Genomic DNA, 24,993 nt, shown 5'->3' with positions numbered 1-24,993 from the left:
TGGTTATGAAACTAAAAAGCAGCATTTCAAAATGCTGCTTTTCAGTTTAAAGTTATCTCGGTCTCGAGCCCATTCTCGGTTGAATCAATTTGGCAATCGTCGCCGTCCAGCCAGTTTGGTGAGAAGCACCAATTCCTTGTCCAGTATCTCCATTGAAATATTCATAAAACATAATATAGTTTTTAAAGAATTCATTGTGATTCAGTAAATCATTTTTTCCGTTAAATGCACGGTTTCCATCTTCATCTTTCCTGAAAATAGAGTAGAGGCGCTTGCTTAAATCATCGGCCACAAAATCCAGATTTCTCATTTCGCTACTGTTTGCGGGATATTCAATCTGCAAACTGTCACCATAATAATAATGGAAACGCTGTAAACTCTCTACAATCAAAAAGTTAATCGGAAACCAAATTGGGCCGCGCCAGTTGCTATTTCCACCGAACATACTGCTGTCACTTTCGGCTGCCGTATATTTCACCGTGAAATTTTTGCCATCCACAGAGAATTTGTAAGGTTCCTTTTCGTACACCTTCGACATGGATCGAATTCCATAAGGAGAAAGGAATTCATCTTCGTCCACCATTCTGCTTAAAACTCTTTTTAGCCGCGTTTTTCTAAGAATACTCATCAAGTGTTTTCCACCTTTTCCTTCCACTTCCCAATGCGAAACCAAATCTACTAATTCTGGTTTGTGCGTCAGAATCCAATCCATTCTTGCGCGGAAATTGGGTAATTTTTCTAACAAACTATGTTCTACGATTTCAACCGCAAATAACGGAATCAATCCGACGATACTGCGCAATTTCAGGGGAATAGAATCTCCATTATCTAATTGTAAAAGATCGTAGAAAAACCCATCTTCTTCATTCCATAAACCATCTTTAGTTTCCCCGATATTTTCCATGGCTTCGGCGATATACAAATAATGTTCGAAGAACTTAATCGCCATATCTTCATAAATTGGATTATATAAGGCCAGTTCCATTGAGATTCGCATCATATTCAAAGCAAACATCGCCATCCAACTTGTGCCGTCAGCTTGCTCCAAATGTCCTCCGTTTTTGAATTCCATATTTCGGTCAAAAGCGCCAATATTATCCAAGCCCAGGAAACCACCACCGAAAATGTTATTTCCTTTTTTATCTTTTCGGTTCACCCACCAAGTAAAATTTAAAAGTAATTTTTGGAAAACACTTTCGAGGAAAGGAATGTCGGGTTTGCCATTGATCATTTCATCAATTTTAAAAACCCGGAAAGTCGACCACGCATGAACTGGTGGATTTACATCACTGAAATCCCATTCGTAGGCGGGCAGTTGACCATTCGGATGAATAAACCATTCCTTAGTCAATAATTTTAATTGCTGTTTTGCAAAACCAGAATCTAAAATCGCAAATGGGACACAATGGAAAGCCAAGTCCCAGGTCGCAAACCACGGATATTCCCATTTGTCGGGCATTGAAATAATATCTTTATTTTGCATATGCTCCCATTCTGTATTCCGAACGAACTTATCAAAATCTCTGGGAGCATCTAATTTGGGATCGCCTTTTAACCATTTTGAAACATTGTAATGATAGAATTGTTTGTTCCAAAGAAGTCCTGCAAATGCTTGTCGTTGAATGTTTTTTTCTTCTTCATCTTCAATTTCCTTTTGAATGCCACCGTAGAAGTCATTAGCTTCGTTTCTTCTTTTGCTAAATATTTCATCGAAGTCGAAGAAAGCATCGTCCATATCGTGCGGACTTAACCGGAAATCGAAAGACTGACTTTCGCTGGCTTCAATTTCTGCCTCTATCAAGAAACTTGCTTTGGTGCCCGATTGTTCTGGGTTAATGGCGGCTTCATCATTGTGAATGAGGAAATCATTAATCCCATCTTTGAAAAATTGAGCTTCTGAATTACTGTCTGATATTTTAACCGGATTGCTTTCATTATTACAAAATACCGCACGCGTATTCTGATCTCTGGCGTATAATTTATTTAAGGGAAGTGATTCATGATCAATATCAATCAGTCCATTTTTAGATGATCTTAATTGAGGAATGTAGTTGCCATAACCCCAGCTCCAGTTGTTTCTAAACCACAGCGTAGGCATAATAACCAACGGTGCTTTCTGTTCACTGCGATTTTTCACAGTCACTCTGATCAGAAAATCATCATGATTAATTTTGGCGTATTCAATAAAAATATCAAAATAATTATTGTCATTGAAAATACCTGTATCCACTAATTCAAACTCAGGTTCTTGTTTTGATCTTCGTTTGTTTTCAGCAATTAATTCGTCGTACGGAAATTCGCTGATCGGATATTTATACACCATTTTCATGTAGGAATGAGTAGGTGTATTATCAAGATAATAATAAATTTCTTTTAAATCTTCGCCGTGGTTTCCTTCGTAATTGCTTAATCCGAAAAAACGTTCTTTAATCATTTTGTCTTTACGATTCCAGAATGAAAAGGCAAAACACAGTCTTTGTTTAGCGTCGCAAATGCCGGCAATCCCATCTTCACTCCAGCGATAAGTTCTGCTGATAGCATCGTTATAAGTGGTGAATCCCCAGGCATTTCCGGTGCTGCTGTAGTCTTCGCGAACTGTTCCCCACTGTCTGTTGCTCACATAAGGACCCCATTTTCTCCATCGATCATCGAGCATTCTTTCTTTCTCAGTCATCTTTTCCATTAAATTTCAACCGCGAAATTAAGCAATAAAAATTTTTGATAAAATTTGTGAGGTTATATTTTAATGCTTTCCTTTGCAGCGAAATAAGTTCATTTACATATTGAAAATGTTATTAAGAAAGGTGGAGAGATTAGACTCAATGAAACCTTGGCAACCCTTCGGAAACGAAGAAGGTGCTACATTCTATTCGCTTAGGCGAAAGAGATAACAGAAACTATTTTTTACCTTTCTTAGGTAGCATTTTCAATTTTAATTTTTATAAAAATTGGAAAATTCGCTACAACACATCAAAATCAAAAATCATCAGTTAGTATCAGGAAAAATTCTCGATATCGATTTGTCGTATCAAATATTTGGTCAGGAGTTACATTCTGCGCCAATAGTTTTGGTTAATCACGCTTTAACCGGAAATTCTAATGTTGCTGGAGAAAACGGTTGGTGGAATTCTTTAATCGGCGAAAATCAAACAATTGATACAAATACTTTTTCTATCCTTTGTTTCAATATTCCCGGAAATGGGTTTGATGGAAATCTGACTGAAAACTACCAGGATTTTACACCGAAAGATATCGCGACTATTTTCCTTCAAGGGTTATCATTTTTAAAAGTTTCTAAACTTCATACTTTGATCGGAGGTTCCTTGGGAGGCGCGATTGGTTGGGAAATACTAGCAATAAATCACGATTTGGCAGAAAATTTCATCCCGCTTGCTTGTGATTATAAAACGTCGGACTGGTTGCATGCTCAATGTTTGGTTCAGCAATATTTATTAAATCATGCCGATCAACCTTTGCAAAAAGCCAGAGTACATGCGATGTTGTGTTACCGAACTCCAGCATCTTTAAATGAAAGATTTAAAAATGAAATTCATCCTGAAAAGCAGATTTTAAATTCCCACAGCTGGCTTAATTTTCATGGTGAAAAATTGAACGAGCGATTTAGTCTTGAGGCTTATCGATTGATGAATCATTTGTTAATGACCATTAATACAGATGAAAAGCAGTTGAAGGAAATTAAAGCAAATATTCATCTCATCGGTATTGATTCTGATTTGTTCTTTCCCGCTTTTGAAATGAATCGATGCCGTGATTCTTTAATGCATAGAAAATCAAACACTTTTTATCACGAAATAAAATCCATTCACGGCCACGATGCTTTTATAATGGAATACAAACAACTCAATCAAATTTTAAATAATATCATTCATGAAAAATAATAAAGAAATAAAGATTTTAAAAAATAAATCAATTATCAAATTCGAAGGAAAAGATTTCTTAGGTGAAATCGGGATTGATGGCAGAATCTTTAAAGCCTTGACTTACGCCAGAATCAGCGTGGGTGTAATTTCACAACAAGCCGTAGAAAACGGAATTTCGGTTTTAGTCAACGAAAGTGATTCTGAAAAAGCGGTCAACTGTTTAATTGACGAATTTGAAACCGAACGAAAATCTGGAAAAGTAAAACAAATTTTCAGTGTTAACAATGTTTCTATCTTAGGCTTCGTGGCTAAAGATTTTAATAAAATACTTTCAGAATTAGCACGAAATAACATTTTTCCTTTAATTCTAAATCAAGTTGCCTCTGAAAATAAGGTTAATGTGGTCGTGAGTTCATCCCAAGATGAAAAAGCCAAAAACATCATCGAAGCGCAAATCTTCTCCAAACCTAAAACCATTCACCTGGCTTTAATTGGTCATGGAAAAGTGGGTTCGACATTGATTGACCAGGTTTTGCAAAGTGCAGAAGAAATTCGGAATCGTAAAAATCTTGATCTCAAAATTGTCGCTGTGGCAAATTCTCGAAAAATCGCTTTCAATAAAACGGGTTTTAATGAAAATTGGGCGCAAGATGTTTTGGTCGCGGAAGATGAATCGAACATGGATTCGTTAATTAAATTTTCCCAAATCAATCAACTAGAAAATCTAATCGTCGTTGACAATACAGCAAGTGTAGATTTTGTGAAAAACTACACCCAATTGGCAGAAAGCGGATTTGATCTGGTTTCTTCCAACAAGATTTTCAATACTTTATCAATCGAAGAATACCGCGATTTCAGGCGTGTCTTACACAAAAGGAATAAAAAATACCTCTACGAAACAAATGTCGGCGCGGGCTTACCATTAATTGATACCATTAAATTATTACACTTGTCGGGCGAAAACATTACCAGAATCAAAGGAGTTTTCTCAGGTTCACTCAGTTATATCTTTAATAATTTTTCAGTTCGGAACGAGAAGTTTTCAACCATTTTAAAAGAAGCCATGGAGCAAGGATTGACAGAACATGATCCTCGTGAAGATTTATCAGGAAATGATGTTGCTCGGAAATTATTAATCCTCGCAAGAGAACTTGATTTAAGTAATGAATTTAGCGACATCAATGTTCAAACATTAATACCTGAAAGTTTAGTAAATCTTGATAAAAATGATTTCCTAAACAGTTTAGATCTTTTGGATGCTCATTTTGAAGAAGTGAAAGAGAATCAAAAAGAAAATCACGTTCTGCGTTTGGTCGGAGATTTACATGGCGATTTGCAGCAGGAAAAGGGCCAACTCGATGTTCAGTTAATTTCTGTTCCAGCCAATTCTGCGCTCGGACAACTGAAAGGTTCAGACTCTATTTTTGAAATTTATACCGAAAGTTACGGTGAAAATCCAATCGTAATTATGGGTGCTGGTGCAGGTGCAAAAGTAACTGCCAGAGGCGTGTTTGGAGATATTTTAAGATTGTCTGAAAATAAATAATCGTCATTTTAATTTTATTTAAAAAAATGAAAAACACAGGAGTATTATATAAAGCCTTAAATGAAAGAATCCTCGTTCTAGATGGTGCTATGGGAACGATGCTTCAACGCTACAAATTTTCAGAGGAAGATTATCGTGGTGAACGATTTAAAGAGTGGGAACATTCTTTAAAAGGAAATAACGATTTGCTTTCTCTTACGCAACCACACGCCATTGAAGAAGTTCACAGAAAATATTTGGAAGCCGACGCAGATATCATCGAGACCAATACTTTTTCAGGGACAACCATCGCCATGGCAGATTACCACATGGAAGAATTGGTATATGAACTTAATTATGAATCAGCGAAAATTGCGAGAAAAGTTTGTGATGAGTTTACTAGTCAAAATCCGAGCAAACCTAGATTTGTCGCTGGTTCAATGGGACCAACAAACAAGACGGCGAGTTTGAGTCCAGACGTTAATGATCCTGGTTTTCGAGCAATTACTTTTGATGAATTGAGGATGGCTTATAAATTACAGGCGGAAGCGCTTTTAGATGGCGGTTCAGATATCCTTTTGGTAGAGACAATCTTCGATACTTTGAATGCCAAAGCCGCACTTTTTGCGATTGATGAAATTCAGGAAGAAAGAAATGTTAAAATTCCAATTATGGTTTCAGGAACGATTACCGATGCATCTGGAAGAACTCTGAGTGGACAAACCGCTGAAGCATTTTTGATTTCTATTTCGCATTTGAATTTATTAAGTGTCGGATTAAACTGTGCTTTAGGAGCGAAACAGTTAACACCGTATTTAGAAACATTATCCAAGAATTCTGACTTCTTTATTTCTGCTTATCCAAATGCAGGTTTACCAAATGCTTTCGGACAATATGATGAAACGCCAGAATTCATGGCTGAGCAAATCCGTGAATATGCTGACAAAGGATTGATCAATATTATCGGTGGTTGCTGTGGCACGACGCCGCCGCATATTAAAGCGATTGCAGATTTGGTGAAGGATTATGAACCAAGGAAGTTGTCGGTTGTTGGTTGATTGTTGTCAGTTTTTAGCCATTGTAGAATTTAGTTTATAAAAAAAATTATGGAATTTACCAGTTTGGAGGTTTGGAAAGAATCAAGAAAATTAACGAATTTAGTTTATGAGAAGAGTAAAAACTTCCCGAAAGAAGAACTTTTCGGATTGACAAATCAAATAAGAAGATGTGCTGTTTCTGTCCCTTCAAATATTGCAGAAGGTTGTGGCAGAAGAACTTCGAACGACACTATTCAATTTTTACATATTTCAAGAGGGTCACTTTACGAGTTGGAAACTCAAATTTATATATCATTAGACCAAAATTATATTTCTGAAATTGAATTTAATGAAATAGCAAATCAAATACTGATTTGTAAAAAGTTATTAAACGGATTTATCAATTATTATAAAAACTTAAAAAATGAAAATTAATATAAATCCGACAACTGACAACCGAAAACTAGCAACAAAATACCTAAAACTCTCAGGTCTTGAATCTTTAATTATAACGCCAGAATCCAATTTTATTAATGTTGGGGAAAGAACCAATGTCGCAGGTTCTAAGAAATTTCTGCGATTGATTAAAGAAGAGAAATATGCTGAAGCCCTCGATATTGCCCGTGATCAAGTTGATGGCGGAGCACAAATTCTGGATGTTAATTTCGATGATGGATTACTCGATGGAAAATATGCGATGGTTAAATTCCTGAATCTAATTGCCTCCGAACCCGACATTTCTCGAATTCCAATGATGATTGATTCCTCGAAATGGGAAATCCTGGAAGCCGGATTGCAAGTCGTTCAAGGAAAATGCGTGGTGAATTCCATCAGTTTAAAAGAAGGCGAAGAAGAATTTATTCATCATGCAAAAACAATCAAAAGATATGGCGCGGCCGTAATTGTAATGGCTTTTGACGAAAAAGGACAAGCCGATAATTACGACCGAAGAATCGAAATTTGCAAACGATCTTATGATATTTTGGTGACTCAAGTTGGTTTTGCGTCCGAAGATATTATTTTCGATTTGAATATTTTCCCCGTTGCTACCGGAATGGATGAACATCGCAGAAATGCGTTGGATTTTATCAACGCCACAAAATGGGTTCGCGAAAATTTACCCAATGTTTCAGTAAGTGGCGGAGTTTCGAACGTTTCTTTTTCGTTTAGGGGAAATGATAATGTTCGGGAAGCGATGCATTCTGTTTTTCTATACCATGCGATTAAAGCCGGAATGAACATGGGCATCGTTAATCCATCGATGTTGGAAGTCTATGACGAGATTCCGAAAGAATTACTGGAACTGGTTGAAGATGTCATGCTTGATCGAAGAGATGATGCGACCGAAAGATTGCTTGATTATTCCGAACGTGTGAAATCCACCAAAAAAGAATTCGTTGAAGAATTAGAATGGCGTAAAGAAACTTTACAAAATAGAATAACGCACGCTTTGGTCAAAGGAATTGATCGTTTCATTATTGAAGATGTTGAGGAAGCAAGAACAGTTTCCAAACGACCTTTGGATGTTATTGAAATTAATTTAATGACCGGAATGGGCGTGGTCGGTGATTTATTCGGAAGCGGGAAAATGTTTTTGCCCCAAGTAGTTAAATCTGCGCGTGTGATGAAAAAAGCCGTGGCGTATTTACAACCTTTCATCGAAGAGGAGAAAGATGAAAAGCAAAAACCGAACGGGAAGATATTGATGGCAACGGTAAAAGGTGATGTCCATGATATTGGAAAAAACATTGTAAGCGTCGTTTTGGGTTGCAATAATTATGAAATTATCGATTTGGGCGTAATGGTTCCGGCGGAGAAAATTATTCAGGCGGCGATTGATCACCAAGTTGATGTGATTGGATTGAGCGGATTGATAACGCCAAGTTTAGATGAAATGGTTCACGTCGCTGATGAATTGCAGAGAAAGAATCTAAATTTTCCACTATTAATTGGTGGTGCCACCACTTCAAAAGCGCATACGGCGGTGAAAATATTTCCAAAATATGGACATACCGTCGTTCATGTAAATGATGCCTCCCGAGCAGTTGGAGTTGTTTCCCAACTTTTGGATCATAATAATGTACAATATAAAGCCGATTTAAAAATCGATTATGAAGATTTCCGCGAGAAGTTTTTGAACCGCCAAATCGATAAAGAATACGTGACGATTGAAGAGACGAGAAAGCAGAACTTCAAGATTGATTGGGAAAACGAAGAAATTGTAAAACCGAAAAATTTAGGAATTCATATTATCGAAAATCAAGATTTAAGAGAGTTACTTGACTTTATGGACTGGACGCCTTTTTTCAGAAGTTGGGAACTGCACGGAAAATTTCCCCAGATTTTATCCGATGAGGTTGTGGGCGAGCAGGCGAATGAGTTATTTAAAGAAGCCAAGGTGATGTTAGATAAAATCCTAGATGAAAAACTATTTACTGCAAAAGGAATTTTTGGAATTTTCCCAGCAAACTCAAATGCTCAAGATGATGTTTTGGTTTTCGACGAACATAACAATGAACTGGCGAAATTCCACACATTAAGACAACAATTGAAGAAATCAGCGGGAAAAGAATATCACGCCTTGAGTGATTTTATTGCTCCAGAAACTTCTGGCAAACAAGATTATGTTGGAGCGTTTGCCGTCGCAACTGGTTTTGGAACTGAGGAATTGGCCAAAATATATTACGATGATGGCGATGATTATAATGCCATTATTGTTAAAGCCTTAGCCGACCGTTTGGCAGAAGCCTTTGCGGAATTTCTTCATCATAAAGTTCGAACGGAATTTTGGGGTTATGCAGAAGATGAAAGTTTAGAAAATGAAGATTTAATCGCTGAGAAATATTTGGGAATTCGTCCGGCTCCGGGTTATCCGGCTTGCCCCGATCATCTGGAAAAAAATACGATTTGGGATTTGCTTAAAGTAAAAGAAAATATAGGTTTAGAATTAACTGAAAGTTTGGCGATGTTTCCAACGGCTGCGGTCTCCGGATATTATTTTGGAAACCCGAAATCGAAATATTTTGGTGTTGGAAAAATTTCGGAAGATCAATTAAAAGATTACGCCGGGAGAAAAGGAGTTGATTTAGAATTTGCCCGAAAATGGTTGAGCCCAAATTTGGCGGATTAATTATTCTTTAAAATATTTAGAAATTTTGAATAAAAAAGAAATTAGTAGAGAATTTAATGGAGATTTTTCTGAATTAAGAAAAATAATAAATTCTTGGAATTTAATCCCAGGTTCGCCAAGTGATGAACATGATTCATTGATTCATAAAATATTAAGTCAATTATATCGCGTTGCAGATAATGATAAGATTGGAAAAGTTATTGAAAGTGAACTGATTGTAAATTATGGTTTTTTCCGTCACGAAATTAATGTAAAGAAGTATGCTTTTGAAATTTTGGATTGGTGGAATACAAAGTAGATGTAAAGCCACGAAGTGGCGCAACAACAATAGCAATGGGTGAAGCCCATTGAAATAATCAGAAATTGTGCGAAGCCCTGAAAGGGCGTAATAAAACTAGGAATTGAGGTCTTCTAAATTATCGAAAGATTAATTAAAAACCAAATCTGCAGCCCGACTTGAGTGGAAATCCTTTTTGTAGAGCGAAGCGAAACAAAAAGATTGGGAACGGAAGGCGGAAATGTCTGCCCAAATAAAAATAATCGAAAAATAGGTCGAGATTAGTTCGTACCTCGAAATGACAAATAAAAAATGAAAATCACAGATCATATTAAAAATGCTAACGGAAAAACGTTGTTCTCCATAGAAATTATTCCACCAACGAAAGGAACGGGAATCGAGGATTTGTATAAAAATATCGATCCTTTAATGGAATTCAAACCGCCGTTTATCGATGTGACGACTTCGCGGGAAGAGTATATTTATCTGGATAAAGGCAATGGTTTGATGGAGCGGAAAACGACCAGAATGCGTCCGGGAACTTTGGGGATTTGTGCGGCGATTCAGCATAAATATAATGTGGATACGGTTCCGCATGTTTTGTGTGGTGGCTTTACCAAAGAGGAAACTGAATATCTTTTGGTGGATTGTATGTATCTCGGCATCGAAAACATTATGGCGTTACGTGGCGATGCCATGAAAGGACAACAGTATTTTGAACCGACTAATGGCGGACATAAAAACGCAATGGATTTGGTTCATCAAATGAATGATTTAGGACATGGAAAATATTTGCACGACGAGAAAATCTGTGAGGAAAGTAATAAATTTTGTATTGGTGTCGCGGGTTATCCGGAAAAACATATTGAAGCACCCTCAATGAACTATGATTTAAAATGGTTGAAAGAAAAAGTAGATGCCGGTGCAGATTACGTGGTAACGCAGATGTTTTTTGATAATAAAAAATTCATCGAGTTTGTAAAAAGTGCACGCGAAATGGGAATTAAAGTTCCAATTATTCCGGGAATTAAACCGATTGCAATTAAAAAACATCTTCAATTATTACCACAAGTTTTCAAAATCGATTTACCGGAAGATTTAATTTCTGCCGTTGAAAATGCAAAAGATAATGCAGCCGTAAAACAAATTGGCGTCGAATGGACCATCAACCAATGCCGTGAATTACTCGATTTCGGTGTAGATGTTTTGCATTTTTATTCGATGGGTAAAAGTGATAATATTAAAAAAATTGCTCGCGAATTGTTTTGATCAGAAGATCCAAAAAAGCCACTTTTTAAATTGTAAAAAGTGGCTTTCTTTGCGTAATTTATTTATTTAGGAAGTTTCCTAATTTAATTAAATCTTCTTCTCTATTAAGTTTGATCTTATTTGTTTTCACAAACTCGTTTATTTCCTTGGCTCTGTCCGGAAATAGAGCTGCAAATTCCTTACTGTTTTTCGGAATTGAAATTACATTGTTTTCCGTTTCGATAAAATAAATCGGTCTTTGAAGAATAAACTGAGCTGGCGTGCCTGCGATTAAAGAATTCGGCGCCGGCGTGGCTGGTTGATATTTGGTGATCACTTTCTTCAAGATTCGATTCTTACCGCCCGTTAATTCGAAAAAATGACCCGAATAAATATCATTTGTTTTTACGAAAACCAGCTTTTCTTTCGTTGTAGTAAAAGTAAAATCGGGTGTCGGTTCATCTTTTGGAAGTTCATAAACATTTTCTTTTTCCACGAGTTCGATGGTGTCTAAAAAAATATTGTACCGCACAGGAATTGTACTTTCGTTGTCGCCTACTTTTGCATTGACAAACTGCGCATAATAATAGGGAATTCCTTGAATGTCGGAATATTTAATTTTGGCCGCTCCGCTATTAAACTCATTAATTTGCTTATTAAATCGAATATTACTCGATATCTCCGACAAACTAATTTGTTGAGCTTGCGTTATATTGGCGATGAATAGTAAAGAAAGAAGACTTATAATTGCTTTCATAATATTACTAATTTGGATTTTTAAAAAAGGAAGTAACTTAGTTATTAATAAATTTTGCCAAGCGGATTAAATCGCCTTCTTGATTAGTTTTTAACTTATTAGCCTTTACGAAGGCCTCGATTTCGCTTTTCTTTTCAATGAATTCTTGCAGAAGGTCTTTCATGTTTTTCGGAACTTTTACAAATTGGTTATTAATTTCAAAATAATAAACCGGATTCAGGTTTTCAAATTTTGCCGCAACAGATGATGTAAAAGTATTTACAGCCGGAACTTCGGGACGGAATTCTGCTTTCAGTTTTTTCAGCAAACGGTATTTTCCGGGAACCAATTCGAAATAATAACCTTCCATTTCTCCGGAATTCAAATAAACCAAAACCTCTGGGGAATTTGCGTAGGAAATCTTAGAATATTTTTCGTTTTTTGGTAAAACGTAAATGCTTCCGTCTTTTAAAATCTCCACTGTATCAGTGTAGGTATTATATCGTACGTTGATTAAAGTGGTTGCGTTTTCAATTTTTGCTGAAGTAAAAGTATTTGTATAGTAGGCGTTTCCCTCAATATCTCCATAGGTTAATATTCCTTTTGGAGTCGTGATTTTATTCATAAACTTATTGAATCGATAAGCCTCGTTAAATAAATTCGCTTGCGCATTCAGCGATATTGATGAGATTATCAGAAGGACTATTGTTATTAATAATTTCATAATGATTGATTTAAAACGTATTGTAAATATACTTTTTTTTGGCAATGTTGTGAATAAAAAATTATTAAACTACATCAGTTCAAACTATTTTTTCAAAAGTTTAGATGTCAATTAATCCAATTGGTTATATCTGCGCATTAAATTTTCGTAAAAGTTTTGTGGAAGCATCCATTTTAAAGGAACGCCGATGCGCTGCCCCAATTTTGCATAATAAAAATGGGCTTTCCACTGTCTCTTTTCCAGCAGTTTTTCAATGTATTCTGCCACTTCAAGAGGTTCATTTCCGTGATCAACATGAGCGTTCATTAAACCATAAACTTTGTCAAAGATTTTTTGATAAGGTTCTGAAATTTTCGTTTTCACTCGGTTCTCCGCAATTTTCGTTTTAATGTCGCCTAAATGCAAAGCGCAAACTTGTATATTCCAGGGAGAAACTTCGTAACGAATCGCTTCTGTCACTTTATCTACAGCTGCTTTTGAAGCGGAATAAAATCCTCGAAATGGAAGACCCATTTCACTACCAATGCTGGAAACATTAATGATTCTCCCCATTTTTTGAGCCCGCATGATGGGCAAAACCGCCGTCATCATTTGCACAGTTCCCACTAAGTTGAGATTGAACAGTTGAAGGATTTCCGCTTGCGACGAATCTTCCACAGGACCTACCATGCCCATGCCTGCATTATTGATGAGTATATCAATTCTTGATTCAGTTTTTAAAACTTCAGCAATTGCATTTTGAACTTGCGCGTGATCTGTAATATCAGTCGGGATAGTTTTAAAATAGTTGGATTCAACATTTTTCCGGCTCAGGCCGAAAACCGTATGTCCTTTTTTACCCAGATATTCAGCCAGCGTAAATCCAATTCCGGCAGAAGTTCCGGTGATAATTATCGTCATTTTTGTAATTTAAAATTTAGTCGAGAACTTGGGCAAAATCTGCCCAAAACTGTGGATAGGATTTATCGACGACCTGATCATTTTCAATCGTCAAATCTTTAATCAAACAAAACGGCGCAAAACTCATGGCCATTCGGTGATCATCGTAGGTTTCGATAAAGGTAGTTTGATTCGGTTCAAAGAATTTTGTAGAATAAATGGAATCTTCTGTAATTTCGGAGATACACCCGATTTTAAAAAGTTCGTTTTTTAAAGCAATTAATCGATCGGTCTCTTTTACTTTTAAAGTAGATAAACCCGTAATTTCAAATGGAATTTGTAAAGCTGTTGCCGTCACACAAAGCGTTTGCGCAATATCTGGGCAATCATTCATATCCAAAGAAATGAGGTCTGGAAATACGAAAGAACTTTCCGGCATTAAAGAAATTTTACTTTCTGAACCTTGTGAAATGGTATTGACTCCAAAGAAATTCCAATAAATTTCTTTGATGGCAGAATCACCTTGCAGCGAATGCGGTCGGAAACTTTTCAGGTTAATGCATTTTCTGCCAATCGCTGCTAACGAATAATAATAAGACGCAGAACTCCAGTCACTTTCCGTAATGCATTTAATAATTTGAGAACTTTTTTCGGTTTGGATATTGGGGAATATTTGAATCATCTGACCTTCCCATTGCGTCGAAATTCCAATATTTCTTAAGATTTTCAAAGTCATTTCCAAATAAGGTCGAGAGGTAATTTTACCGACCAAATTAATTTCTAAACCGTTCTCTAACTTAGATCCAATCAGCATTAAGGAAGAAATAAACTGACTCGAAATATTTGCCGGAATGCTCACCGAACTTTTTTCTAATTTTTTACCTAAGATTTTCAGAGGGGGAAAACCTTCTTTTTCAACATAAGAAATATCGGCTCCCAAATCTCGCAAAGCATCAACCAAATACTGAATCGGTCTTTGTTTCATTCGGTCTGAGCCAGTCAAAATTGTTGTTCTGCCTTCCTGAATCGAAAGGTAAGAAGTCAGAAAGCGCATCGCGGTCCCGGCATGATGAATGTCGATAATTTCTGCATTGCTTTTCAAAGCCTTATCCAAAAGTTCCGTATCCTGAGCATTAGAAAGATTCTCAATCGTCAGATTTTCAAAAAGAGCGCTTAAAATCAAAAGACGATTCGAAATACTCTTCGAACCGCTTATCTCAATGGTTTCATTATCTTTTAAAGTTGATTTTTCAAGCCTCATTTTTATACAATTAATGATCAGTTTTTAATTTTATTTAAGTTTTTCGTTATTCTGGTGACGGTCTTTATCGCGAGCAGTTTTCACTTTCATTTTTCGGTCAAACGCCTCCTGTAAGTTGGTTCCAGTTTGATTCGCTAAACATAAAGTGACAAATAAAACATCGGCTAGTTCTTCACCCAGATCTTTCGTTTTGTCAGATTCCTTCTCACTTTGTTCACCATATCTACGGGCGATGATTCGGGCAACTTCTCCAACCTCTTCCGTAAGCATCGCCATATTAGTTAGTTCGTTAAAATACCGAACCCCTATATTTTTAATCCATTCATCAACCTCTTGTTGAAGTTTAGTTATTTCCATATTTTCTGTAATAAATGATAAATTATGGTTGATTATTGATACAAAAAGAGAATTCGGGATTAATCAATCATGAATGATCATCCATCAATTGTTTTATTGATACGCTCCCATACTTGGATTCGCCGTTCTTGAAACTTTCACAATATCGAATGGAACCGTTGCTGCAACACCAGTGTTTCCTTTTCCTTTGGCCGGAGAATCATCTTTCAATCTCAAATTCATATTATGCGTAAAATAATTCTGAAATTTTGGATCTTCATTTTTAATTGAACCTGCATCTATAGTGTAATTCGAGGTACTTCCCAATTTTAATAGTGAATTTTGGAAACTGTAATTAAAAGTTTGTCCAGTTGTTGGTTTAAACAGAACTCCATTGTCATTGCCCGTGTAAATAATTGAGTTTCTAACATTCAAAGTTAAAGCACCTTGTTCAGTATTTGTTCCATTCACAAATTCATTGGTCGCATACAATCCAAGTCCTGGAAGTGCAGAATTCAAAGTCCAATAATTGGCTAAAGTGGAGTGGGTGATATTATACGTCCCACCTTTAAAAATACCAAAATTGGCTTCTCCAGAATTATTCATCACTAAGTTTTTGGCTGTAACATTAGAGTTAATCGCTAAGATGCCAAATTCTTGATGTGTATGAAAAATTGAATTTTCAATTGTTGCCGTGGTTTGATTCATTTCCAAACCAACGGTTCCGCCGAAAACTTTCGCATAATTCATATTTAAAATAGAGTTGGCGTCCATCATAATTCCCTGCCAGTTTTTCGGAATCGTGTCGTAGCGCGTATCATTACGATCACCACGAAAAATGACTTCACTTCCTAAATTTCCATTAACATTCAGTTTGGCATTTTTAGAAATTTTCAAGCCACTGTTTTTATGAAAGTAAATTTTGGTTCCTTTTTGAATGTCCAATGTTTTTCCTTCGTCAAGAGTTAGATTACCGAAAATAATTTTCGCTTTATTACTAGTCCAGTTTGTATTTGAGGTTAAAATATTTGGGTTTGTTTTACTTTCGATATAGAACTCAGCATCCTGTACCACCGAGAATAAAGTGACGTGTTGATTTCCCGCTGGAGTTTGAAACTGAATTCGATCTTCTGCAATCGCTTCTGGCGCATTGGCAATCGGTGCTATTTCTACAAAAATATAAAGACTGTCTTTTTTTCTCAAGGGAATATCCGTGAAATCTGTGCCTGCTTTTCCATCAACATTGATTCTATACAGAGAACTCGCCCCTTTTTCCAGAGAAATTTTTGGAATCAAAACATCTTTATCTTCGTTGTTGTAAATCTTTACGGCGTAAGTTTCAGAACGTACTTGATTATAAACGGTATCCAGGAAAAGCGTGTCTTGCGAAAAACGCAATAATTGGGTCGGACTTTCAAAGTTGATATCGTCTCTGTTACAGCTTACTGCAGTTAAAAGCGTCCAAAAAGCGAAAGCAAGTATGAGTTTAAATTTGTTCATTTTTTTAGGAATAGATATAGGTTTCAAATTTAATTAAAATTGTTGAATGGAAAAATTATTAATTTAGTTGATATAGTGTTTGGCGATTAGAAAAATATTTGTACTTTTGCGGTCTAAAATTTAGCAGAGAGATACCATTACTATTTCGAAAGCAAATCTTTAATTACTAATAATAAAATAAGTTATGAAAAACGGAATCCACCCAGAAAATTATAGACTTGTTGTTTTCAAAGATATGAGTAACGACGAGGTGTTTCTTTGCAAATCTACTGCAGATACCAAAGACACAATTGACTATGAAGGATCAACTTACCCATTAATCAAAATGGAAATCTCTTCAACTTCTCACCCTTTCTATACCGGAAAAGTGAAATTAGTTGATACAGCAGGTAGAGTTGACAAATTCATGAACAAGTACAAGAAATTCGCGAAGTAATTCTTGAATTTTAATGATAATTAAAGTCTTTCAAAATATTGAAAGACTTTTTTATTGTAAATTTGAATTCAGTCGCCTTGTCAAAGTTAAAATGTTTGACAAAGTTTTTGAAAATGCCAGCAATCACGACTTTTTTAAAAAGTAATTTTTAGAAATTTAGTAATTACTGGGATTTAAGTCTATTATCATCTATCAACCATCAATTATAACCTATGCAACTCGTATTTTCCGATGCCCAGTTTTGGGAAGATTTCTTACCACTTACTTTTACCAGACCTGTCGCAGAAGTGCGTTGCGGAATTTTAACCTTTTCCGAAAGATGGCAAAAGTTGTTGGATTCTTCAGAGGTTTCTTATCTCACCGAAGATTATTTGCAAGAGAAATTTAAAAAATACGAACTCAAGGAAAGTTTGTTCATTGTTCCTAATTTTTTACCCAGCGAAAATCTTTTAAATCAAATTAAAGATTTGCAGTTAGGTGAAGCGTTGGTTTACAAAGATGAACTCATCGCGGTCAGAATTAATATGGAAAACTTCTCTTTAAATCAAATCAGTAAAATGACTGATGTTGAAGAAGAGGTTTTGTTTTTTATTCAACCAACTGATCTTTTTACTTACAATGAAAAGGCGATCGATTTCGATTTTGCATTGCTTACGAACGGAAGAACATCTGCAGAGCTTTCTTCCAGCAATGGTTTTCTCGGAGATGAAAAAGATTTGTTCATTGAAGAAGGAGCCGAAATCGAATTTTCAACCTTGAATACAAAAACAGGGAAAATCTATATCGGTAAAAATGCCGAAGTGATGGAAGGTTGTAATCTTCGTGGTCCAATCGCACTTTGCAATGATTCTAAATTCAATTTAGGTGCTAAAATTTACGGTGCAACGACCATTGGTCCGCATTGTAAAGTTGGTGGTGAAGCGAATAATATCGTCATTTTCGGTTATACCAATAAAGGTCATGATGGATTTATCGGAAATTCCGTGATTGGCGAATGGTGCAATATCGGTGCAGATACCAATTCTTCTAATCTTAAAAACAATTACGCTATCGTAAAATTGTGGAATTATAAATCGAAAAAATTCGTCAGTACAGGATTGCAATTTGCTGGTTTAATAATGGGCGATCATTCAAAAGCAGCGATCAACACTCAATTCAATACCGGAACTGTTGTGGGAGTTGCAGCCAATATTTTCAAAAGTGGATTTCCACCAAATCTGATTGATAATTTCTCCTGGGGCGGAATGAAAGGCGATGAAAAATTCAAATTAGAGAAAGCGTTCGAAGTCGCAGAATTAGCTATGGGAAGAAGGAAAGTTCCTTTTACGGAAGTCGATCAGAGTATTTTAAAAACCATTTACGAGAATTATTAGGTTTCGGTATTAGATAATAAAGCCAACTTTTTCCGAAGTTGGCTTTTCTGTTTTCAGAGAACCTATTTTCTAAATTAAAAGAAAAGTTTAGATTTACATTATTAGACTATTTCTAAAATAAACTCAATGAAAAAAATATTTATTCTATATTTAATCACTTTCAGTTTTCTAAATTCAGTCAATGCGCAGTCTGTAAAAGATATTGTTGGAGTTTATAATCTGCGAGGTGGAACTCATTTTTTGAAACCAGACCAAACTTTTGTATTGGTGGGTTATGCTACTTTAATTACGGGAAAGTGGGAATTGAAAGAAAAAGGATTGGTTCACTTTATACCCGATTACGAAAAAGAAAAATTTACGCTGTACGGACGGCATAACAAAAACGCTACTGACAGCACGAAAATAATGCTATCTTATGGATTCTATGATGATGAAACGCTTCTGCATTTTGGACCTTTGAAAAAACCTGTCCCTGAATTTAAAAGAGTATTCAAACCAGGCCATCGTCATATTTCTTTTCCTTATGTGTATCGCGTTAAAGGGAATTCCGATGAAGTATCGTTTACTTATTTCCCTTACGAATATGATGGCAAGAGAACAAAACAGCCAGAGATTTATACCTTTGTCAACAAAGAAAAATTCAATGATTTTATTGGCTTTTACTGGCGAGTTAAAAATGATAACCAACCGTTTTATTATCAGTTTAAAAATGACAGGCTTTACTCTGATGAAGACACTTACAGTCAGAAAAATGATTTAGCAAACGCGCTCGAGGAAATAGAAGCAGATTTTAAAACATTGGTTTCCGAATCAAATAGTACAGACTTTTCACCTAAGAAAATGTATTCGACGCCGCTCTATAATTTTTATGATGCGGGTTCAGAGGAGTTACTTTTAAACTTTAAATTTAATGAGCAAAAGAATGCTTGGTTGAATATTCTAAATTATGAGCAAGATGAAGAGTTGTCCCCTGATTATGATTATAACAAAACCAATATTGTATTTGAATATACCAAAGTAGAAGATTTTAAGAAGACAAATAATGCTATTAAAATTGATGAAGTACCTGTTTTTATTTCACCTTATGCAGATTAGGCTTCATTTCTAAATCAGAAGTTGTTCAATATTACAATCTTAATTTTTTGATGTAATATTTATCATAGATTTTACTCATTCTAAATAACAAAAATTTGCGTAAATTTGACACTCAATTTATTATAAAAAATTATGTTGACAAAAGATAAAGTTCAGGCCTTTCTGACAGAAATAGAAGTAGCTGATTTGGTTCACAATTTCCAGGTGATGGGAAATGACGTGTACATCGATATGACCGCACATTCACCAGCAATGCACGAAAAGAAAAAGCTGGAAGCTGCGATGAAACAGGCGTTCGCTTCGGAGTTTGGTGAAGAAGTCGTTTTAAAATTAAAGATCGCTTCGCCAGAACCATCAGAAGTTCAGCAAAGTCAAATCAAAGGAAAACAGATTAAAGGAATTCAAAATATCATCGCTATTGCCTCTGGTAAAGGTGGTGTAGGTAAATCTACCGTTGCTGCAAACATGGCAGTGACTTTAGCCAAAATGGGTTTCAAAGTGGGTATTTTAGATGCCGATATTTATGGCCCTTCTATTCCAACGATGTTTGATACCGTAGAGGCGAAACCAATCACCGTAGAAGTTGAAGGTAAAAGTTTGATGAAACCAATCGAGAATTATGGCGTAAAAATGCTGTCTATCGGCTATTTTTCTGGATCCAATCAAGCGGTCGTGTGGCGTGGACCAATGGCTTCGAAAGCTTTAAATCAAATGATTCGTGACGCAGCGTGGGGAGAATTAGATTTCTTATTAATCGATTTGCCACCAGGAACAGGAGATATTCACTTATCCATTATTCAGGAAGTTCCGGTAACAGGAGCGGTAATCGTAAGTACGCCACAACACGTTGCCCTTGCCGATGTTAGAAAAGGAATTGCGATGTTCCAAATGGAAAGTATCAACATTCCAGTCTTAGGATTAATCGAAAACATGTCGTACTTTACCCCTGCAGAATTGCCGGATAACAAATATTATATTTTCGGAAATCAAGGTGCACAGTATTTAGCTGAGGATTTGGGTATTCCAGTCTTGGGTGAAATTCCATTAATTCAGAGTGTTCGGGAAGCTGGCGATGTCGGAAGACCTGCCGCTTTACAGGAAGGTTCTGTGATCGCCGACATTTATACCAAAACCACCCAGAATATGATTGAAAGTTTGGTAGAAAGAAACAAACAACTTCCAGCGACGGAAGCGGTAAAAATTACCACTATGGCAGGTTGTGCGCCTAAAAATAAGAAAGTATAATTCCTTTCCTTTTGACGGGAAACTATACCAATAAGCTTGAATTAAAAAGATGAACAAAGAAATAAAACACGAAGAAACAGTTACCAAAGTGCTAGATGCGCTCGAAAGTATCCGCCCTTTTTTGAAAAAAGATGGTGGTGATATCGAACTCATCGATGTGCAAGGTCAGACTGTTTTAGTGAAACTACATGGAAACTGTAACGGTTGCCCGATGAGTTTCTCTACCATGAAATTAGGCGTAGAAACCACCGTAAAACAATTCGCTCCAGAAATTTTGGAAGTGTTGGCGGTAGAGTAGTTTTAAATTTCGAAATTTTAGATATTTAGGAAACGGGCTTTTGTCCGTTTTTTATTTGAAGTGCTTTTAACAGCCGTAATTTCAATTATTTTTCAAAATCTAAAATGGATTGAAATTAAATTAATATTTTAGCAGATTAAACGATTATTATATGATTGCCATAATAGACGGCGGTTCGACCAAATGTGATTGGGTGATCCTCGACAACTCAGGGAAACCTCATTTGAAAACAACCACTTTGGGTTTTAATCCCAATATCATTAACGTCGATTTTATCGGACAGGAAATTGATAGAAATGAAGACTTATTTTTCCTTAAAAATCACATCGAAAAAGTGTTCTTTTATGGTTCAGGTTGCGGAACCGCAGCCAATGCGAAAAAAGTGGAAACCGAATTTATTAAATCTTTCCCGCAAGCAGAAATTCGGATTAAAGAAGATATGACAGCTGCTGCTTATGCCGCTTACAACGGTAAACCCGCCATCGTTTGTATTTTAGGAACTGGTTCTAACTCTTGTTTCTTCGATGGTGAAAAAATCAGAATCGATTTGCCTTCACTTGGTTTTTTAATCGGTGATGAAGGAAGTGGTAGTGCTTTAGGAAAAAATCTACTTCGACGTTTCTTTATGAAAAAGCTTCCCGCAGATTTAGAACGGGCATTCATTCACAAATATAATTTGACCATTGAGGATGCGATTAAGAACATGTATCATAATCCTAGAGCCAACGCCTATTTAGGTGAGTTTAATAAATTTATTGCGGAAAATAAAAGCCATTCTTATTTTCAAAATATGGTTTTCGATGAGATGAAAAACTTTCTCGACTATCAAGTTTTACCTTATCCTGAAGCAGGCGAGATCGAAATTAATTTCATAGGCTATATCGCTTACATTTATGAAGATATTTTGCGGTCTGCCGCTGCTGAGCTCAATTTAACCATCGGAAAAGTGGTTCAAAAACCCATCGAAAGTTTAGTCGACTATCATAAGAAATACATTTTGAACCTCGACTAGCATTATCCAAATATTTCACTGATATTATTCACTGAATACAACGCAAGAGGTTTTCGTACCTTGATGCGTTTATTAAAACCCCTATTTTATGTCCAAAAAAAATAATAGAGACGAGAAAAATTTTAACCAAGCAGCCCTTGATTATCATAGTATTGAACCGAAAGGAAAAATCGAAGTCATTCCTTCGAAACCACACTCTTCACAGAGAGATTTATCATTGGCATATTCTCCGGGAGTTGCTATTCCCTGTTTAGCGATTGAAAAAGATCCTAAGTTAGCCTACGAATATACTGGAAAAGGAAATTTAGTAGCCGTAATTACCAACGGGACCGCGGTTCTTGGGTTAGGAGATATTGGTGCAGAAGCCTCGAAACCTGTTATGGAAGGAAAAGGACTTTTATTTAAAATCTTTGCCGACATCAATGTTTTTGATATTGAGATTGATGAAAAAGATCCTGATAAATTTATTGAAATTGTAAAAGGAATTGCGCCAACTTTTGGTGGAATAAATCTAGAAGACATCAAAGCGCCTGAAGCATTTTATATTGAACAGCGACTGAAAGAAGAATTGAAAATCCCTTTGATGCACGACGATCAACACGGAACAGCGATTATTTCGGCTGCCGCTTTGATCAATGCACTAGAAATTGCTGGTAAGAAAATTGGCGACGTAAAAATGGTCGTGAATGGTGCCGGCGCTGCAGCCATCGCGTGTACCAAACTCTATCTTCAGTTAGGTTTAAAAATAGAAAATGTACTGATGTGTGATTCCAAAGGAGTCATTAGTCATCATCGGGAAAATTTGACGCCTGAGAAATTAGACTTTGTCGCAAATACAGAACTGAAAACTTTAGCAGATGCTTTGCAAGGCGCTGACGTATTTGTGGGTCTTTCTAAAGGAAATGTAATGACGCCAGAAATGCTATTGTCAATGGCAGAAAATCCGGTCGTTTTTGGGTTGGCAAATCCAGATCCCGAAATTGAATATGAAGTGGCGATGGAAACCCGACCAGACACCATTATGGCGACTGGAAGAAGTGATTATCCTAATCAGGTTAATAATGTTTTAGGATTTCCTTACATTTTCCGTGGAGCGCTGGATGTGCAGGCAACTGGAATTAATGAAGCGATGAAATTAGCAGCAGTTCGTGCTATTGCTGATATCGCAAAAGAACCGGTTCCCGAATCGGTGATCTTAGCTTATAATCTGAAAACGCTCAATTTTGGACGAGAATATTTTATTCCGAAACCGTTCGACAATCGTTTATTGACAAGAGTTTCTGTAGCCGTTGCAAAGGCAGCTATGGATAGTGGTATTGCTAATAAGCCGATCGAAAATTTTGAAGATTACGAAAACGCTTTACTAGACCGAATGGGTCACGATGAAAAACTCATCAGAATGATGCAGAATCGTGCCCGCTCCAATCCAAAAAGAGTAACGCTTGGAAATGCTGAAGAATACAATGTTTTAAAGGCGGCTCAAATTCTTTATGAAGAAGGAATAGCGCAACCGATTTTATTGGGAGAGAAAAAATACGTTCAAGAACAAATGAAGAAATTTGGTATTGAAATGAATGTTCCGATTGTTGATCCTATGGATGATGATCAGGAAGATAACAGACTGAAATACCGCGAAACGCTTTGGAAACTCCGCGAAAGAAAAGGCATGAACGAATACAAAGCCAAAAGGTATGTTCGTCAAAGAGATTATTTTGGTCCGTTGATGTTGCATCATGGTGATACCGATGCTCTAATTGTTGGATTCTCCAAAAATTATTCTTCCACACTGAAGCCGATTTTAAAAATTATAGAAAAAGAAAAAGGAGTAGACAAAATCTCATCCATGATGATGATTATGACCGAGAAAAAACCTTTATTTTTCGCAGATACTTCTGTAACGCAAAATCCAACTTCTGAAGATTTAGTAAATATTGCAAGAATGGCAGAAATGACTGTAAAGACTTTTGCCATTGAACCAAGAATCGCCATGTTATCTTTTGAAAACTTTGCGGGAATTTCTGAGACCTCAAGAAAAGTAGCCGCTGCAGTTTCTATTCTCCACGAGAAATATCCGAAAATGATTGTCGATGGAGAGATTCAACCTGATTTTGCGCTAAACAGCGATCACCTTTCAGATTATCCTTTCTCCAAATTAGGGACAACGCCAGCAAATGTTTTTGTTTTCCCGAATCTTGAAAGTGCCAACATCTCTTATAAAATTATTAGAGGTTTGAAAGTTGCGCAAGTCGTAGGTCCAATTTTAATGGGCTTGAAACAACCCGTTCACGTTCTGCAAATGCGCGCAAGTGTTGATGAAATCGTGAATCTAGCAACAATTGCTGTGCTTGATGCTCAGCGGCGAGAACAAGGATAGTTTTCTTATTTAAATTAAAAACGTCTTATAAAAAACACAAAATGATTTATTCTTTAAAAGGAATTGTACAACAACTTCATCCAACCTCTGTCGTTATTGACGTGCAGGGCGTTGGGTATTTGGTTGGCGTTAGTTTGCAAACCTCCGAGAAATTAATTTTAGGAAAAGAAACCTTTTTAAATATTCAGCAAATCCTGCGTGAAGATGCCAATTTGCTTTTCGGTTTTAACACAATTTTAGAAAAAGAAATGTTTAATCTGTTAATAAGTGTTAACGGAGTTGGGCCTGTTTCTGCGCTAATTATGCTTTCTTCTTTGTCACTGAACGAAATCGCAACCGGCATTCTTTCCAATAACAGTGCAATGTTGCAAAAGGTGAAGGGAATCGGCGCAAAAACTGCCGAGAGAATCATTGTTGATTTACGGGATAAAGTCCAAAGATTCAATGTTTCTGAGGAAAATATTTCTACATTTGCACATAATAAAGTAAAAGAAGAATCGTTATCTGCATTAGAGGTTTTGGGAATTTCCAAGAAGATGAGTGAGAAGATTGCAGACCGAATTTTGAAGCAGAATCCAGACCTTCGTGTTGAAGACTTGGTGAAGCAAATTTTAAAAAATATTTAA

Annotated in this window: 22 protein-coding genes and 1 riboswitch; of the genes, 15 read left to right on the top strand and 7 right to left on the bottom strand. The window is 36.2% G+C overall.

What is annotated here, in order from left to right; genetic code table 11:
* Positions 1-52: 52 nt before the first annotated feature.
* Positions 53-2,683 (bottom strand): MGH1-like glycoside hydrolase domain-containing protein, encoded by a 2,631-nt coding sequence (locus BMX49_RS14005; protein ID WP_375600480.1) that lies wholly within the window; start codon positions 2,681-2,683, stop codon positions 53-55.
* A gap of 106 nt (positions 2,684-2,789) precedes the next feature.
* Positions 2,790-2,894, top strand: a riboswitch (SAM riboswitch).
* A 54-nt stretch (positions 2,895-2,948) separates the two neighbouring features.
* On the opposite strand from BMX49_RS14005, the gene BMX49_RS14000 reads away from it, so the two are divergent.
* The 7 genes from BMX49_RS14000 to metF all read left to right on the top strand — a co-directional run bounded on the left by BMX49_RS14000 (position 2,949) and on the right by metF (position 11,119).
* Positions 2,949-3,899, top strand: coding sequence for an alpha/beta fold hydrolase (locus BMX49_RS14000; RefSeq protein ID WP_034719090.1), 951 nt, complete (start codon positions 2,949-2,951; stop codon positions 3,897-3,899).
* Positions 3,889-5,427, top strand: a complete 1,539-nt coding sequence (locus BMX49_RS13995) for an ACT domain-containing protein (protein ID WP_034719092.1) — start codon at positions 3,889-3,891, stop codon at positions 5,425-5,427. The genes BMX49_RS14000 and BMX49_RS13995 overlap by 11 nt, the downstream gene beginning before the upstream one ends.
* A 26-nt stretch (positions 5,428-5,453) precedes the next feature.
* Positions 5,454-6,464, top strand: a complete 1,011-nt coding sequence (locus tag BMX49_RS13990) for a homocysteine S-methyltransferase family protein (protein WP_034719093.1) — start codon at positions 5,454-5,456, stop codon at positions 6,462-6,464.
* Between the two features lie 48 nt (positions 6,465-6,512).
* Positions 6,513-6,878, top strand: coding sequence for a four helix bundle protein (locus BMX49_RS13985; RefSeq protein WP_177169196.1), 366 nt, complete (start codon positions 6,513-6,515; stop codon positions 6,876-6,878).
* Positions 6,868-9,573 (top strand): methionine synthase, encoded by a 2,706-nt coding sequence (gene metH, locus BMX49_RS13980; RefSeq protein ID WP_051803713.1) that lies wholly within the window; start codon positions 6,868-6,870, stop codon positions 9,571-9,573. Before BMX49_RS13985 ends, metH begins: the two co-directional genes overlap by 11 nt.
* A gap of 25 nt (positions 9,574-9,598) precedes the next feature.
* Entirely contained in the window at positions 9,599-9,871 is a 273-nt protein-coding gene (locus BMX49_RS13975) for a hypothetical protein (RefSeq protein ID WP_034719097.1), read from the top strand.
* Between the two features lie 291 nt (positions 9,872-10,162).
* Positions 10,163-11,119, top strand: coding sequence for a methylenetetrahydrofolate reductase [NAD(P)H] (metF, locus tag BMX49_RS13965; RefSeq protein WP_034719099.1), 957 nt, complete (start codon positions 10,163-10,165; stop codon positions 11,117-11,119).
* 58 nt (positions 11,120-11,177) lie between these two features.
* Here metF and BMX49_RS13960 read toward each other — a convergent pair whose 3' ends face one another.
* The 6 genes from BMX49_RS13960 to BMX49_RS13935 all read right to left on the bottom strand — a co-directional run bounded on the left by BMX49_RS13960 (position 11,178) and on the right by BMX49_RS13935 (position 16,534).
* Positions 11,178-11,855, bottom strand: a complete 678-nt coding sequence (locus tag BMX49_RS13960; protein ID WP_034719101.1) for a hypothetical protein — start codon at positions 11,853-11,855, stop codon at positions 11,178-11,180.
* A 37-nt stretch (positions 11,856-11,892) separates the two neighbouring features.
* Positions 11,893-12,558, bottom strand: coding sequence for a hypothetical protein (locus BMX49_RS13955; protein ID WP_126337157.1), 666 nt, complete (start codon positions 12,556-12,558; stop codon positions 11,893-11,895).
* 111 nt (positions 12,559-12,669) lie between these two features.
* Positions 12,670-13,458, bottom strand: a complete 789-nt coding sequence (locus BMX49_RS13950; protein WP_034719105.1) for an SDR family oxidoreductase — start codon at positions 13,456-13,458, stop codon at positions 12,670-12,672.
* Positions 13,459-13,474: 16 nt separating this feature from the next.
* Positions 13,475-14,698: a 3-phosphoshikimate 1-carboxyvinyltransferase gene (locus tag BMX49_RS13945; protein WP_034719108.1), complete on the bottom strand. Its 1,224-nt coding sequence runs from the start codon at positions 14,696-14,698 to the stop codon at positions 13,475-13,477.
* Between the two features lie 30 nt (positions 14,699-14,728).
* The gene (locus tag BMX49_RS13940; protein ID WP_034719110.1) at positions 14,729-15,055 is read right to left on the bottom strand and encodes a nucleotide pyrophosphohydrolase; all 327 of its coding nucleotides are present in this window, start codon (positions 15,053-15,055) and stop codon (positions 14,729-14,731) included.
* 93 nt (positions 15,056-15,148) lie between these two features.
* Positions 15,149-16,534: a hypothetical protein gene (locus tag BMX49_RS13935; protein WP_034719112.1), complete on the bottom strand. Its 1,386-nt coding sequence runs from the start codon at positions 16,532-16,534 to the stop codon at positions 15,149-15,151.
* A gap of 184 nt (positions 16,535-16,718) precedes the next feature.
* Between BMX49_RS13935 and BMX49_RS13930 the strand changes: the two genes are divergently transcribed.
* From BMX49_RS13930 to ruvA, 8 genes are all read left to right on the top strand, one after another.
* Complete coding sequence (locus BMX49_RS13930; protein WP_034719115.1) at positions 16,719-16,970, top strand: type B 50S ribosomal protein L31; 252 nt, start codon at positions 16,719-16,721, stop codon at positions 16,968-16,970.
* A 212-nt stretch (positions 16,971-17,182) separates the two neighbouring features.
* Positions 17,183-18,343, top strand: coding sequence for a GlmU family protein (locus BMX49_RS13925; protein ID WP_034719117.1), 1,161 nt, complete (start codon positions 17,183-17,185; stop codon positions 18,341-18,343).
* Between the two features lie 126 nt (positions 18,344-18,469).
* Positions 18,470-19,438 carry a hypothetical protein gene (locus BMX49_RS13920; RefSeq protein WP_034719119.1) on the top strand — a complete coding sequence of 323 codons (969 nt, stop codon included), beginning with the start codon at positions 18,470-18,472 and terminating at the stop codon, positions 19,436-19,438.
* Positions 19,439-19,570: 132 nt separating this feature from the next.
* The gene (locus BMX49_RS13915) at positions 19,571-20,683 is read left to right on the top strand and encodes an Mrp/NBP35 family ATP-binding protein (protein WP_034719120.1); all 1,113 of its coding nucleotides are present in this window, start codon (positions 19,571-19,573) and stop codon (positions 20,681-20,683) included.
* A gap of 49 nt (positions 20,684-20,732) precedes the next feature.
* Positions 20,733-20,981 carry a NifU family protein gene (locus tag BMX49_RS13910; protein WP_051803714.1) on the top strand — a complete coding sequence of 83 codons (249 nt, stop codon included), beginning with the start codon at positions 20,733-20,735 and terminating at the stop codon, positions 20,979-20,981.
* Positions 20,982-21,132: 151 nt separating this feature from the next.
* Positions 21,133-21,993 carry a BadF/BadG/BcrA/BcrD ATPase family protein gene (locus BMX49_RS13905; protein WP_034719121.1) on the top strand — a complete coding sequence of 287 codons (861 nt, stop codon included), beginning with the start codon at positions 21,133-21,135 and terminating at the stop codon, positions 21,991-21,993.
* Positions 21,994-22,081: 88 nt separating this feature from the next.
* Positions 22,082-24,367, top strand: coding sequence for an NADP-dependent malic enzyme (locus tag BMX49_RS13900; RefSeq protein ID WP_034719123.1), 2,286 nt, complete (start codon positions 22,082-22,084; stop codon positions 24,365-24,367).
* Positions 24,368-24,408: 41 nt separating this feature from the next.
* A complete protein-coding gene (gene ruvA / locus BMX49_RS13895; RefSeq protein WP_034719125.1) occupies positions 24,409-24,993 on the top strand; it encodes a Holliday junction branch migration protein RuvA in 585 nt (194 codons plus the stop codon).

The sequence above is a fragment of the Kaistella antarctica genome (genome assembly GCF_900109615.1).
Lineage (GTDB): Bacteria > Bacteroidota > Bacteroidia > Flavobacteriales > Weeksellaceae > Kaistella > Kaistella antarctica.
This window is presented reverse-complemented; position numbering and strand designations above follow the sequence as displayed.